The organism is Candidatus Limimorpha avicola (assembly GCF_056978975.1).
This window is the reverse complement of sequence record NZ_DBMCYK010000006.1, coordinates 53647-67971: the sequence shown is the minus strand read 5'-3', so window position 1 is coordinate 67971 and position 14325 is coordinate 53647. Positions and strand designations below refer to the sequence as shown.

11 protein-coding genes and 1 tRNA gene are annotated in these 14325 nt (G+C 38.4%); 6 read left to right on the top strand and 6 right to left on the bottom strand.

The genetic code is table 11. The annotated features are described in order from the left end of the window. Positions 1-153 precede the first annotated feature (153 nt). A tRNA-Arg gene (locus tag ACZOVS_RS04385) sits at positions 154-225 on the bottom strand. 155 nt (positions 226-380) lie between these two features. Here ACZOVS_RS04385 and panC point away from each other — a divergent pair. The 4 genes from panC to rfaE2 are packed head-to-tail and all read left to right on the top strand — an operon-like array spanning position 381 to position 3089. Next, on the top strand, positions 381-1226 hold the full coding sequence (gene panC, locus ACZOVS_RS04380; protein WP_483996008.1) for a pantoate--beta-alanine ligase: 846 nt from the start codon (positions 381-383) through the stop codon (positions 1224-1226). A gap of 3 nt (positions 1227-1229) precedes the next feature. Then, positions 1230-1574, top strand: a complete 345-nt coding sequence (gene panD, locus ACZOVS_RS04375; protein WP_483996007.1) for an aspartate 1-decarboxylase — start codon at positions 1230-1232, stop codon at positions 1572-1574. Between the two features lie 8 nt (positions 1575-1582). Further along, positions 1583-2599, top strand: coding sequence for a lysylphosphatidylglycerol synthase transmembrane domain-containing protein (locus tag ACZOVS_RS04370; protein WP_483996006.1), 1017 nt, complete (start codon positions 1583-1585; stop codon positions 2597-2599). Further along, positions 2592-3089: a D-glycero-beta-D-manno-heptose 1-phosphate adenylyltransferase gene (rfaE2, locus tag ACZOVS_RS04365; RefSeq protein ID WP_483996005.1), complete on the top strand. Its 498-nt coding sequence runs from the start codon at positions 2592-2594 to the stop codon at positions 3087-3089. Before ACZOVS_RS04370 ends, rfaE2 begins: the two co-directional genes overlap by 8 nt. Positions 3090-3505: 416 nt before the next feature. On the opposite strand, the gene ACZOVS_RS04360 is transcribed toward rfaE2, so the two are convergent. The 5 genes from ACZOVS_RS04360 to guaB are packed head-to-tail and all read right to left on the bottom strand — an operon-like array spanning position 3506 to position 10214. Beyond that, positions 3506-4474 carry an AAA family ATPase gene (locus ACZOVS_RS04360; RefSeq protein WP_483996004.1) on the bottom strand — a complete coding sequence of 323 codons (969 nt, stop codon included), beginning with the start codon at positions 4472-4474 and terminating at the stop codon, positions 3506-3508. 4 nt (positions 4475-4478) lie between these two features. Further along, entirely contained in the window at positions 4479-5828 is a 1350-nt protein-coding gene (locus ACZOVS_RS04355; protein ID WP_483996003.1) for a peptidylprolyl isomerase, read from the bottom strand. 2 nt (positions 5829-5830) lie between these two features. Beyond that, positions 5831-6679 carry a hypothetical protein gene (locus ACZOVS_RS04350; protein WP_483996002.1) on the bottom strand — a complete coding sequence of 283 codons (849 nt, stop codon included), beginning with the start codon at positions 6677-6679 and terminating at the stop codon, positions 5831-5833. 7 nt (positions 6680-6686) lie between these two features. Then, complete coding sequence (locus tag ACZOVS_RS04345) at positions 6687-8699, bottom strand: peptidylprolyl isomerase (RefSeq protein WP_483996001.1); 2013 nt, start codon at positions 8697-8699, stop codon at positions 6687-6689. A gap of 42 nt (positions 8700-8741) precedes the next feature. Next, positions 8742-10214: an IMP dehydrogenase gene (gene guaB, locus ACZOVS_RS04340; protein WP_483996000.1), complete on the bottom strand. Its 1473-nt coding sequence runs from the start codon at positions 10212-10214 to the stop codon at positions 8742-8744. Between the two features lie 555 nt (positions 10215-10769). On the opposite strand from guaB, the gene ACZOVS_RS04335 reads away from it, so the two are divergent. Both ACZOVS_RS04335 and ACZOVS_RS04330 read left to right on the top strand, forming a co-directional pair. Then, positions 10770-12932 (top strand): S46 family peptidase, encoded by a 2163-nt coding sequence (locus ACZOVS_RS04335; RefSeq protein WP_483995999.1) that lies wholly within the window; start codon positions 10770-10772, stop codon positions 12930-12932. Continuing rightward, complete coding sequence (locus ACZOVS_RS04330) at positions 12932-13870, top strand: nucleoside recognition domain-containing protein (protein ID WP_483995998.1); 939 nt, start codon at positions 12932-12934, stop codon at positions 13868-13870. The genes ACZOVS_RS04335 and ACZOVS_RS04330 overlap by 1 nt, the downstream gene beginning before the upstream one ends. Positions 13871-14325 lie beyond the last annotated feature (455 nt).

Genomic DNA, 14325 nt, shown 5'->3' with positions numbered 1-14325 from the left:
TGACTGATAAAAATCATTAATGTCATTGATGCAAATTATTTATCTTTTTGATTTTAAAATATAATATAAATTTAAAAACAATTGCATTTTGTCCATATAACAAAAAATCCTTATAAACAATATTGATTAACAAATGTTTACAAGGATTATTCGTACCCCCGCTGGGAATCGAACCCAAATTTAAAGTTTAGGAAACTTTCGTTCTATCCGTTGAACTACAGGGGCGCATCTTCACTCTGCAAAGATATGACTTTTTTGATTCTCTCAGTCATTTGTCTGCATTTAATTTTTTAGGATTATTTGAACAACAATTTAATTAAATATGTACCTTTGTGCCGATTTTTTTGCTTTAGGGCAAAAATATAACAAAGAAAGTAGTTATGATACATGTCTTTAATTATATCACTGACATTCAGAAGTTTCTGAAGTCAGAGCGCGAAAAGGGACATTCTGTAGGTCTTGTCCCCACAATGGGTGCCTTACACGAAGGTCATCTCTCGTTGGTTCGCCGTGCCGAGAAAGAAAATGACATTGTCGTTGCAAGTGTATTCGTTAATCCGGTACAGTTTAACAACTCCACTGATTTCGAGAAATATCCTCGTACTCCTGAAAGAGATATAGAGATGCTTCAAAATGCCGGCTGCGATGCTGTGTTTGTTCCTTCTGAAAAAGAGATGTACCCTGTTCCTGTCACTGATAAATATGACTTTGGCGATTTGGAAAGAGTGATGGAAGGAGTGTGCCGTCCCGGTCATTTTAACGGAGTTGCAATAGTGGTGCGCAAACTGTTCGAGATAGTGATGCCCGACAGAGCCTACTTCGGCGAGAAAGACTTCCAGCAACAGGCTATCATTCGCAAACTCGTCGCCGACCTCTCTTTAAACCTCACTATAGTACCATGTGACATAGTACGTGAGAAAGACGGTCTTGCCATGAGTTCCCGCAATATGCGCCTGACTCCTGAGGAACGTGCTGTCGCCCCTATGATATATAAGGTCCTTAGCGAAGTGGCGGCACTGAAAGACTCATTGTCTCCTGACGAGATGAAAAAATCAGCCCTTGAGAAATATGCAGATATTAAATATTTTGACATTGAATATGTGGAAATTACCGATGAAACGAATCTAAAATCCATAAAATCATGGGATAATTGCAAAAATGCTCGTATCTTTGTAGCTCTGCAATTGGGGCAGGTTCGTTTAATCGATAACCTCAGAATATTTTGAATTATGAATATTGAAGTCCTGAAATCTAAAATTCATCGTGCTACGGTAACACAGGCAGATTTGAATTACATTGGTAGCATCACTATAGATGAAGACCTTATGGATGCTGTCAATATAATTGAAAACGAACGCGTTGACATTTATAACATCACTAACGGCGAACGCTTGAGCACCTATGTCATTAAAGGCAAAAGAGGTTCGGGAGTCATCGGTATCAATGGCGCTGCTGCACATAAAGTGAATGTCGGTGACCTTGTGATAATAGCTTCTTACTGTTCCATGGATTTCGAAGAGGCAAAACATCATAAACCTTCTATTATCTTTCCTGATTCTAACAATAAACTATAGGAATATCGATGAAAAAAACTCCTAAGGTGTTGACATATATTGTGTTCCTCGTCTTGGGGGTACTTCTGTTATATCTTTGTTTTCGTAATATAGATTTGTCTCTTCTTTGGGAAGACATTAAAAAATCACATTATTCATGGATGTTCCTTAGTTTGGCATGCCTTGCCATATCACTGTTCTTCAGAGCTTTACGATGGAACTTGATGATAAATGCTCTTGACTATAAAACACGTGCATCTACTACTTTTGGCGCTGTGTTGATAGCTTATCTCGCCAATAACGTGTTTCCTCGTTTGGGTGAAGTCGTCAGATGCGGTGTCTTGTCAAAACGTGAGAATATCCCTTTCGATAAGTCTTTCGGCACTGTGGTGTCTGAACGTATTGTCGATATGTTGGTACTTCTTGTATTGGCTTTGTTGGTAATAGTGTTTCAATGGCAGTTGTTGGGAGACCTTATCACTTCATGGCTTATACCTTTTTTCAATATGCTTACAAACAATATTTTAACAGTAGTAATCGTATTGTTGGTTCTTGCTGTCATAGTGACTTTTATTTATCTCAAAAAAGATAAAGTCAAAATGCCAAAGAAAAAATTGGCATCTAAAATATCAGGAATATGGCATGGTTTTGTCGATGGTATCAAGTCTGTCTTTACCATGCAACATAAATGGTTGTTTGTTCTATATACTGTTTTGATTTGGGGTTTTTATGTCATTATGACATGGTTGCCATTTTACATGTTCAATGAGACATCGAGTCTTGGCATTGTGGAAGCTGTCACCTTGCTTGGTCTTGCCACTCTTGGTTTTGTAGCACCAGTACCGGGCGGCATCGGCACCTATCATTATATTGGTATTCTGCTTCTCAACGGCTTTTACGGTATCTCTAAACAGACAGCCGCCTCTTTTGTGGCAATAAATCATGCCTCTCAGCTGTTGTTTTATATAGTAGCCGGAGGACTGTCATATATATTGCTGATTTTCATTGATAGAAGAAAACCTGTCAATAATGCCGATGATGAATAATTTAGAATGCATATCAAAAAAAATACTTGACAATGAAAGTCTCGATGTCTGGTTGCGACAGTGTCGTGAACATGGAGACAAAATAGTGTTTTCCAATGGCTGTTTCGATATTTTACATCGAGGTCATGTGGAATATCTTTCCAAAGCTGCTGATTTGGGAGATGTTTTGATAATTGGTCTTAATACTGACGCATCGGTACGCCGTCTCAAAGGTGAATCACGTCCTGTCAACGGACAGGAATCCAGGGCACTTTTGCTCGCTGCTCTTTCTTTTGTGGATGCCGTCGTATTTTTTGACGAGGATACTCCGTATAATCTTATTAATAAGGTGCAACCAGATGTCTTGGTGAAAGGTAAAGATTATAAACCGGAAGATGTAGTGGGTTATGATATTGTCACCTCCAAAGGCGGTAAAGTCATAACCATAGACCTTGTCGATGGATTTTCTACTACTAATATTATCAATAAAATCAATGACTTAAAAGACTAAAATATTGCAATGTCGTGAATTGTGTATTTCTACGGTCTGTTCTTAATATCCAATTGTCGTTTTTATCTTAAATTTAGCATTGGGGCTACCATTGACTATAGACAAAATCAGTAAGAATCATCATAACTGCCATACCATATTCCAACAGTATAATTTTGATAGTCTTAATAAAAACCATTACTGTCAACAAAAATCTTCAAGTTCATTTATAATATCTTGAAAATCAAATTATTTCTCAAATCCTGCAAACAGCAAATACAATAGTCCATTATATTGATAATCAATCGATTTATAATAAATTGTCGGATTCCGATGAAATTCAATATGTTTTTACACAACGAATAAAATCAAAAAGATTCTAAATGCAAAACTTTGTTTATTATTTTTACAGATTGATAATATCCAATATCTTAATGTTATTCCATCAAACCATTGATAATATCTTCTACTGTGACACCTTCAGCTTCAGCGGTATAATTGCGTACCACACGGTGGCGTAAAATAGGTATTGCAATTTCCATGACATCTTCGATATCGGGAGAGTATTTGCCTTTCAGCAAGGCATTACCTTTAGCTCCAATGATAAGATATTGTGATGCACGCGGACCGGCGCCCCAACTGAGATATTTATTACTCATCTCATGTGCAGTAGCAGTATGCGGTCTTGTACGAGACACCAAACGCACAGCATATTCATATACGTTATCCGCCACTGGAACGCGACGCACTAACTGTTGAAAATATACTATCTCTTCGGCATTCATCACCGGTGACACCTGACCAAGCATGGCACCGGTCGTATTTTTCACTACATCTATTTCTTCTTCGTATGCAGGATAATCCAACATGATATTAAACATAAAACGGTCCAACTGAGCTTCCGGCAACGGATATGTGCCTTCCTGTTCAATAGGATTCTGTGTTGCCAGGACAAAGAAAGGCTCTTGCAATCTATAACTCTTACCGGACACCGTGACATTTTTCTCCTGCATTGCCTCGAGAAGGGCAGCTTGTGTCTTTGGCGGTGTTCTGTTAATCTCATCGGCAAGCACTATGTTAGCAAATACAGGACCCTTTACAAATTTAAACTGTCGTGTCTCATCAAGTATCTCTGTTCCAATGATATCTGAAGGCATGAGGTCGGGAGTAAACTGTATTCTGTTGAACTTAAGACCCAAAGCCTGTCCTATGGTGTTGACCAACAATGTCTTGGCAAGTCCCGGCACTCCAACGAGCAACACATGTCCCTGACAGAATATCGACAATATGGTTTTGTGTATCACGTCATGTTGTCCGACTATTACCTTGGAAATCTCCTTTTTTAAATCATCATATTTCTTAACAAGTGCCTTGGCACCTTCCACATCAGACTGGTACATAATCATTTTGTTATTGTATTAACCATTCGAATCTAAAATCGCAATCTTTATAATCCTCAGCTATACGAACGTATGCTTTTTTCGATTTGGATTTTATCCATTTGTTTATTGCCTCTTCGCGTTTTTGTTGCATAGTCCAATTTTGTATCAGAGAATAATCATCTTTCAAGTTAGCTTTATGAGGTGTAGTCTTGCGTTTAAGCATCAAAAGACGATAAGCGTCTTTATCTTTTGAGTCTTTCATAGGTACCGGGTTGCTAATCTCTCCAACTTTCATGTTATTGATGACGTATGATACCTGTTGGTCTAATTCATCAGCTGCGAACAAGGTGCTGCCGGTGATAGGATTTACCAAAATACCGCCATTGATTTTGTCTCCTTCATCGCTAAACAATGTCACAGCTTCATCGAATGTCATACTGTCATTCTTAATAAGCGTTGCTATGGAGTCCAATTCATCGTATGCTTCCTGCAGTGCATAAGGAGACACTTTGACAGTCAATAATATATGACGTACATTGATATAATCGCCACGACGTTCTATCATTTGAATAATATGGAATCCATATTCTGTTTCAATAACTTCCGATATCTCTCCGTCTCTAAGGGCAAATGCGGCAGCTTCGAATTCAGGTGCGAATTCTCCTCTGCCATGGAATCCTAATTCTCCTCCTTTTTTGGCAGAGCCGGGATCTTCGGAATACAACAAAGCCATAGTAGAAAATCTCTCACCGTCGAGAATACGTTTACGCAACTGATACAAACGGTCTTTGACAGCAAGTTTCTCATCAAGAGTGATAGGCGGTTTTTTCACTAATTGAGCTATCTCGTATTCTGCATTTATCATAGGTATGCTGTCGGCCGGGATACTACGATAAAATTCCTTCACCTCGGCAGGTGTCACAAAGACATTGGATACTATGGTCTGCTGAACCTGTTGTACAAGAAACTGATCTCTTATTATTGTTGTAAGTTCCTCGCGTATCTCAGCCATTGTCTTGTTATAATAATTCTCCAACTTCTCCTGAGAGCCAAGTTGATTAATAAAATAACGAAGACGACTTTCCACCTCGCTGTTGACCTGTTCATCAGTAATAGTGATACTGTCCATCTCTGCCTGATTAAGCATAAGTTTTTGAAAAAGAAGATCTTCCAATATCTCACATCTGATACTTTTAGCAGTACCTTTTATACCGCCCTGTAATCTGTACTGCATATATTGTGCATCTATGTCAGATTGTAATATCACATTTTTACCAACTACAGCAACGACTTTATCAATAACTTTCGCCTCTTGCGGATATGCCGTCTCAAATCCGACAAACAACAGCAACAATGTTATATAACTTTTTATCTTCATAATTAATATATTTCAAAAATACGATTTTTCATCGCATCATCATACAGGTCATTATGCAATTTCTCTAAAAACTCTTTTTTTCTTGCATTAAGTATAATATAGCTGATACCTTTTTTCTCGAACTCCAATGGCGAAAAATCACCTATCACTCTAACTTCGCATATACGTAACATGGAAGTTCTGTCTCTATTCTCTCTCATTACAAAATTGTTGTTTTTTAGAAATGACAACTCGTCATTGACGTCTAAATTATAACTTGCCACCACATCATCGAAACGTCTCCATGAATCCAAATTACTTTCATAGACATCAGAATAACGCAATGCCAGATTATTGATAGAATCAAACATAACAGTATCAGGATTGCTCAACAGGTTATAAAACGTCCATTTCCATTTGTTGTTTTTTGGGAACTCCAAAAAGATAACCTTGACAATGTTATGGTCCAATCTGAAATTAGAAACATTTTCATTATAATAACTTTCTATCTCATCATCAGATATCACCGTATCGAGGTTATCGCGCAACATCTCCGTCTCGTAGGTATATATCACAAGGGAATTACGATAGTCTTCGATTTGCTTTGAGAAGTCGAGTTTTTCCTTCTCGAGAGTTGTTTCCGCCTTACGTATCAGTAATTCACGACGTATCCATGCATCAATAAATGCTTTGACTCGCACAATACTGTCATTAGTAGTAATACCTTCATACATAATACTTTCAAGATCCGACTTGTACAACACTTTGCCATAAACAGAAGCAACGACCGCATCAGATCTTTCCACCTTGTTATCACCACAAGATGTTAAAGACAAGACAAAAACAAGTCCTATCAGAAAATACTTTATCACAATAATACTATTTTTGTCCGTAGTATTTCTTTATTTTTTTGAGCAACTTATTGTTAATATTGACAGGATATTTAACCTTAAGTTCTTCAACCCACTGTTTTTCAAGTTCTTCCTGATAAGCTGATGTCACAAGTCCTTTTGCTTCTTTCAAAGTCTTGTGTTCCGGAGCACGAACTTCCAATATCTTGATTATTTCCGTTGACTTATCTACAGTAGAAGGTATCACCAAGATATTGCCTACAGTCCATTCCATTTTATCAATATTGATATTGTCGCCTTTCTGATAGAAATTACAACGTGCATTCACATATCGTATGCTATCTTCCTTTATTCTCTTACGCAAATTATCTATATCATTCTCTTCAGTAACAAGTTCTTTTACTTTTTCAAGATTATCAGGACGATTAAGAGTTACCACCATAGCTTTGACTCTGTCGCCCCACATGTATTCGTCTTTATGTTGTTCAAAATAATTTTGCAATGAGACGGTATCCTCAATAGCTTTTCTCCAAACCTGCTGTTCCATCAAATCAAAAAGAAGAATGCCGTCATGATATTCCTGTATAAGAGTGTTGAATTCCGGATATTTGTCTTCAAGATGAGCATCTTCATATTCAAAGACTTTTTCTTTCACAAAAGCATCATAGAGCTGATATGCAAAGGAAGCAGCAGAGATAAAAGGCTGAGGTTCCTGATGTTTATAGATATAATCTACGAAATCGCCAATAGTATATTTCTGTTGATTGATGGAAAAGAGTACTTCATCTTTGTTGACATTTTCCGACATCTTATACACTCCGAGAGACAGGGTGCTGTCTATACTGTTGATGAAATTATCTTTCACATCAGCCATTTCTTTAAACTTATTCTCCTTCATGATACGTTTCAACACCACCTCTTCGCTGAATGATGCACGCATATCCTTTCCGACTCTTTCTTTAAGTCTGTCTTTTTCTGTCTCGAAATCACCAACTCCTGAGGTACCTATAAGTTTAACGATATGATACCCATATTTTGTTTTCACAGGTTTTGAGAATTGTTCCGGTTCAAGACTCTTGACAGCGTCGATAAACTCCGGTACGAGATTACTCACTCTAAACGGGCTAAGCATACCGTCGTTCTTAATAGTACCTTTATCATCGGTATATTTTCTCACGGTATTGCTCCAGTTGGATCCATCAGGTTCCAACTCCTTATATATGTTATCTATTTTAGCTTTCACCACAGAGTCTTGTCTGTCAGGGTCATTCTCATCAACGATAAGGAAAATATGAGCAGCACGAATGACGCCGGAAGCAGGTGTTTTACTGTTGACTTTTATTAAATGATATCCGAAGTCGGAACGTACAGGCATAGATATCTCCCCAACAGGTGTATTATAAGCTCCTGACTCAAAAGGATACACCATATCAAATACAGTAAAATATCCGAGATTGCCGCGATTGCCTTTCATACCGTTATGTTGTCCGGGTACCGGCTCGATGTCCCTTGCTGACAAGTCGTCGGAAGCCTCCACTGCAACATCGCCGAAATCTTCTCCTGCCAAAATACGTTTACGCAACTCCAAAGCCTTATTATATGCTTTCAATGTGTCAGAAGGCACGGCATGTAAATCGCATTTTACCAGAATATGGTCCGCATTAAGGTCATATTTCATTCTCTCATACGCCTCTTCTACTATTTTCTCTGTAACTTCATCATTAGAGAAATACGGCTTTGCCAACTGTTGACGATAACCATTCAACTCACGTATGAATTTAGCACTTGTATCCATTTTAAGATTTTCAGCCTCAGTAACTTTCAATTTAAAGTTAATAAACAAATCCATATATTCATCAACTGTTTTCTTATCGATAACATCGCTTCTGACATTATTTTTCTCATAAACAGCCATAAATTCATCGGCAGTAAATTCTTTATCACCTAAAGTCAACAATGTCTTTGATTTATAAGATTGCCCAAAAACGAGAGCCGGCAACATAAACAGTGCCATTAAAACAGTTACAGATATTCTTTTCATATATTAGTTTTTTTATGTAACGAATTCAAAATTCAAATATTGTCAAGCCTTTGTACTATAATTAGGAGCCTCCTGAGTTATTGTGATGTCATGAGGATGGCTTTCGTGCATTCCTGAAGAAGTTATTTTGATAAAGCGAGCTTTTTTAAGTTCGTTGATATTCTTGGAGCCTGTATAACCCATGCCGGCGCGAAGGCCTCCGACAAGTTGATAAACCACCTCGGAGAGGCTTCCTTTATAAGGCACTCTGCCAACAATGCCTTCCGGCACCAATTTTTTGATATCGTCTTCCATATCCTGGAAATAACGGTCTTTGGAGCCATGTTGCATAGCCTCAAGAGAGCCCATACCTCTATAGGATTTATATTTTCTTCCTTCAAAAATTATAGTGTCACCGGGGGACTCGTTGACGCCGGCAAACAAGGAACCAGCCATGATAGAAGAAGCACCGGCAGCGATGGCTTTCACTATATCGCCGGTATAACGTATCCCACCATCGGCAATGACAGGTATTCCGGCACCTTCCAACGCTTTGGAGACGTTGTAAACCGCCGTCAACTGCGGCACGCCAATGCCGGCGATGATACGTGTAGTACAAATAGAACCCGGACCTATGCCGACCTTGATGGCGTCTATATCCAGTTTTGCCAGGTCGTATGCTGCCTCAGCAGTGGCAATGTTACCTATGACGAGGTCAATATCAGGGAATTTATTTCTCAGTTCTTTAGCTACATTGATGACATTTTGGGAATGACCGTGTGCAGTATCGACGACAATGGCATCCACGCCTTCCGCAACGAGGGCTTCGGCTCTTTCTATGGTATTACTCGCAATACCGACAGCGGCTGCTACCCTGAGACGCCCATGGGCATCTTTGGAGGCATTGGGTCTTTCCTTGATTTTTATTATATCTTTATATGTTATCAACCCAATAAGATGAAAATCCTTGTCCACTACAGGCAATTTCTCAATACGGTGTTCCTGCAATTTGTCGGCAGCCGTCTCGAAATCAGTGAACTCCGTCGTGGTGACAAGATTATCTTTCGTCATGACTTCGGTAATAGGCCTGTTAACCTGACGTTCAAAACGAAGATCTCTGTTAGTAACTATGCCGACAAGAACATTATTCTCGTTGACGACAGGAATGCCACCAATACGATTCTCATTCATTATCTTGAGAGCGTCACGTACCAAAGCCGTGTCTCTTATCGTCACAGGATTGATAATCATGCCATTTTCAGCTCTTTTCACCTTACGCACCTCAGCAGCCTGACGTTCGATGGTCATATTTTTATGAATGACACCAATACCACCCTCCTGCGCTATGGCTATTGCCATAGGAGCTTCAGTAACAGTATCCATACCGGCCGTTACAATAGGTATATTAAGTTGTATGTTGCGCGAAAATTTCGTTCTTAAATCTGTATCTTTTGGAATAATGTTACTGTACGAAGGTATCAAAAGCACATCATCGTATGTGAGACCTCCCTCAACAAATTTTTCTGAATCGGTCATAGTACTAAGTTTTTAATTTGCAAAGATACAAAATTCTTTTGATTTGAAAAAATATAATTTAACAGTTGCAACAAAAAAGTCTTGGCATATAACAATCTTAAAAGACAATTAAAGTAATGATTATTAAAAGGCATTATTATTCACTTCACATTTAATTCCATCAGTATATCATATTATTTACCTACTTAATAATATTAAAAATCATGCCAAATGATGTTAAAAACTTACATTACAAACATGCTTTATAAACTTTTTTAGCTTAAAATACAATATAATATATTGATTATAAATGAAACAACAAATTTGCATTACAAACTTTTTCTGGAGATTTTACAAACTTTTTTGACTGTTTACAGGCGTTTTTTTATATAAAAACAGACTTGTAATAAAAAAACACGGCAGTTTTTCGAGTCTGAATCTATTCGATATACAACTACAATGCAAAATGTCTTTTGAATCATAGAAGATGAGACATTATCATCAAATGTCACAAAAAGTATTGTCGAAAGACAAAAAAAGCATATTTTTGCAAATTAAACTAAATCCGTGAATTTTATGAGAAAAACATTTTTGTCACTTATCACCGTATTTATGACCTTCTGCATGTTACATGCGGACGAAGGCATGTGGATTCCCATGTTGTTGCAGAACAACGAGAAAGAAATGCAAGAGATGGGTATGAGGATAACAGCAGAAGATATATATTCCATCAATAACAGCAGCATGAAAGATGCAGTAGTGTTATTTGGTGGCGGATGTACGGGTGAAATAGTCAGCGACAAGGGGCTGCTTCTTACCAATCATCACTGCGGATACGACTGGATTCAACGTCACAGCAGTGTAGAACATGACTATCTAACAAATGGATTCTGGGCAATGAGTATGGAAGAAGAATTGCCTTGTCCGGGACTTACCGCTGTGATGCTCAAGGAAATGAAAGATGTGACATCACAAGTATTGGAAGGTGTTACTGATGAACTTACTGAACAGGAACGTAGCAAGATAATAAAGGAAAACATCGACAAGATTATTGAAGAAGCCAAGAAAAACACTGAATATGAAGTGTCGATCAAATCATTTTATATCGACAATCAATATTATCTTATGTATAATGAAGTCTTCAAAGATATACGTATGGTTGGAGCACCGCCGTCAAACATAGGCAAATTCGGAGGTGACACCGACAACTGGGTATGGCCTCGTCATACCGGAGATTTCTCCATCTTCCGCATCTATACTTCACCGGATGGAAAACCGGCAGAATACAGTCAGGATAACGTACCTTACACTCCTGCTTATCACTTCCCTATATCATTGAATGGTGTCAATGAAGGTGATTTTACCTTTGTATTCGGTTATCCTGCATACACCAACGAATACCTTCCTTCACAAGCTGTAAATCAGGAAGCCAATGTGATATATCCCGTAGTTGTTGATTTGAGGGGGCAGATACTTGACATATATAACAGATACCAACAGAAAGATCCTAAGATACGTATCCAATATGCCTCAAAACATGCCGGTCTCGCCAACGGTTGGAAAAAATATATGGGAGTGACGGAAGGCATCAACAAATTTAAAGGTGTGCAGAAGAAAAAACAGTTTGAAAAAGAATTTCAGGAATGGGTGCTTCAAAAACGTTCCCGCCACGCCTACATAGACTTGCTCCACAATTTTGACACTGCGTATAACGATTTGGAGAAATATCGTCTCGCCATTATATATCTCACAGAAGCAGGACTTTCGACAGAGCTGATATATTTTGCATCTGCATTTACTGAACTTGCCGAAACGACAAAGGAGACAAGTCAAGAGGATTTGGACGCAATAATTTCATCTTTAAAAGAAGAAACGGAAACATTTTTTAAAGACTATCATCAACCTATCGACAGAGAAGTGGCTGTCGCCATGCTGACGGCATATCGTGAAAACCAGCCGGAAGACTTCCGTCCTTCTATTCTAAACCTAATTGACAAAAAATATGATGGTTCGGTAGAAAGATATGTCAACGACTTGTTCGACAAATCCATGTTTACATCTAAAGATAAGGTCATGAAAATGCTTGACAACTATAAAGTCTCCAAAGCAAAGAAGATAACCAAAGACCCTGCCGTGATGGCATACGAGGACTTTATGGATTTTTACAGAACCAAAATAATGCCGGAGAGTTCAAGACATTCCAAAAAAATAAACACATTACGTCGTCTTTACATGAGAGGACAGATGGAGATGCTTAAAGAGACACGACCGGAGAAGATGATTTATCCGGATGCCAATTTCACCTTACGTGTGACATACGGCAAAGTCGGAGGATTCTCACCGCGTGATGCTGTGAGATATAAACATTTCACCACTTTGGATGGCATCATGCAAAAGGAGAATCCGGATATCTACGATTACGTTGTGACAGACCGTCTCAGAGAGTTATATGAAAATAAAGATTATGGGCGTTATGCTGATGCCGACGGCAGCATGCACGTGGCATTCATAGCCGGCAATCATACTACGGGAGGCAACTCCGGCAGTCCTATCCTCAATGCCGACGGTCATCTGCTCGGTCTCAATTTCGACCGTACATGGGAAGGTACCATGAGCGACCTCGTTTATGACCCGTCTGTCTGTAAAAATATTTCCGTTGACATACGTTATGTATTGTTTATAATAGACAAATATGCCGGTGCTACACGTCTCATTGACGAGATGACAATTATAGAATAATGACAACGGGACAACGTATATCGGAATGTGTCAGAATGTCGTTACGCAACGCCACCAAGACAGTAATCTGGCTTGCAAAAATCATGATATGCGTGTCTTTCGGCATAATGTTATTACAATATTTCGGTGTCATTCAATGGGTATCAAATTGGATGACACCCATTTTTTCTTATTTTGGCCTTCCCGGTGAAGCAGCTTTGGCATACGTGTCGGGTTACTTCGTAAACTGTTATTCTGCCATGGCTGTCATGGTGTCTCTCAATCTTGATACAAGAGCCGTCACTATTCTGGCTGTCATGGTATTATGTTCCCATAACATGATAGTCGAGACAACTGTACAACACAAGACAGGGTCTTCAGCAGCAAGGATAGTAGTGATACGTACTCTGTCGGCTTTTATTCTCGCTTGGATACTCAACAAAATCATGCCGAACCATTATGAAAACATAGTGACTCAAAACACCGGCATGACAGAACAGAATTTCATCATCATGCTCGAGGAATGGGCATTCAAGACACTTAAAACGACAATAATGATGGTGATATTGGTATATCTTCTTACCATCTTGCAAAGGATATTATCGGAATTCGGCATCATAGGATACATGGCAAAGTTTTTAAAACCGATTATGCAGTTTTTCGGTCTTCCGCCTCATACTGCGTTTTTATGGCTCATCGCCAATACTTTGGGACTTGCTTACGGTGCAGCCATAATGATAGATGAATCGGAACACGGAAATACCTCAAAAGAAGACAACGACTTGCTCAATCATCATATCTGCGTATCGCACAGCAACTTGGAAGACCTGTTGTTGTTCACGGCATTGGGAGGTTCTTTCCTATGGATGTTGTTGTCACGGCTTTTCATGGCAATGATACTCGTTTGGGAACGCAAGATTGAAAGGATATTAAAAACACGGTTTCACATCAGCCATTAGAATCAAAAAATATTAATGAAAGTCTTTCAGTATAGACGTCATATCATGGCGTCTATGCAATATTCCCAAAAACAATAAAAACACATTAGATTTCATTGCAATCCGATATTGACAGATTGTTTCCTGGCAGAACAGACATGATTAAAACACAATATCAAGACTTGAATGAAAAGGAGTTCAAGATATGTATCCTGTCACATTTCGATTTGTCGAGACAGTAAGAAGCCGATTTCATGCATTGTTCTGTTTATGGCATGGATAAATACAGGTGGAAATTATATGACAAAATGTCAAAAACAGACAATAAGACCATGTAAAAACCGAAAAAAAGTTTGTAAAAAATTCTTCGTGTTATATACATATAATATTTATAATCAACATTTTAAATATAAAACTGTCCTGAAAAAAGTTTGTAAAGCTTTTTTAATCCTGTTTTTTTAATATTATATTCATTA

What these genes read in the sequence shown, in the direction of transcription:
- panC (WP_483996008.1), top strand. Translation starts at nt 381, where the DNA reads ATGATACATGTCTTTAATTATATCACTGACATTCAGAAGTTTCTGAAG.
- panD (WP_483996007.1), top strand. Translation starts at nt 1,230, where the DNA reads ATGAATATTGAAGTCCTGAAATCTAAAATTCATCGTGCTACGGTAACA.
- ACZOVS_RS04370 (WP_483996006.1), top strand. Translation starts at nt 1,583, where the DNA reads ATGAAAAAAACTCCTAAGGTGTTGACATATATTGTGTTCCTCGTCTTG.
- rfaE2 (WP_483996005.1), top strand. Translation starts at nt 2,592, where the DNA reads ATGAATAATTTAGAATGCATATCAAAAAAAATACTTGACAATGAAAGT.
- ACZOVS_RS04360 (WP_483996004.1), bottom strand. Translation starts at nt 4,474, where the DNA reads ATGATTATGTACCAGTCTGATGTGGAAGGTGCCAAGGCACTTGTTAAG.
- ACZOVS_RS04355 (WP_483996003.1), bottom strand. Translation starts at nt 5,828, where the DNA reads ATGAAGATAAAAAGTTATATAACATTGTTGCTGTTGTTTGTCGGATTT.
- ACZOVS_RS04345 (WP_483996001.1), bottom strand. Translation starts at nt 8,699, where the DNA reads ATGAAAAGAATATCTGTAACTGTTTTAATGGCACTGTTTATGTTGCCG.
- guaB (WP_483996000.1), bottom strand. Translation starts at nt 10,214, where the DNA reads ATGACCGATTCAGAAAAATTTGTTGAGGGAGGTCTCACATACGATGAT.
- ACZOVS_RS04335 (WP_483995999.1), top strand. Translation starts at nt 10,770, where the DNA reads ATGAGAAAAACATTTTTGTCACTTATCACCGTATTTATGACCTTCTGC.
- ACZOVS_RS04330 (WP_483995998.1), top strand. Translation starts at nt 12,932, where the DNA reads ATGACAACGGGACAACGTATATCGGAATGTGTCAGAATGTCGTTACGC.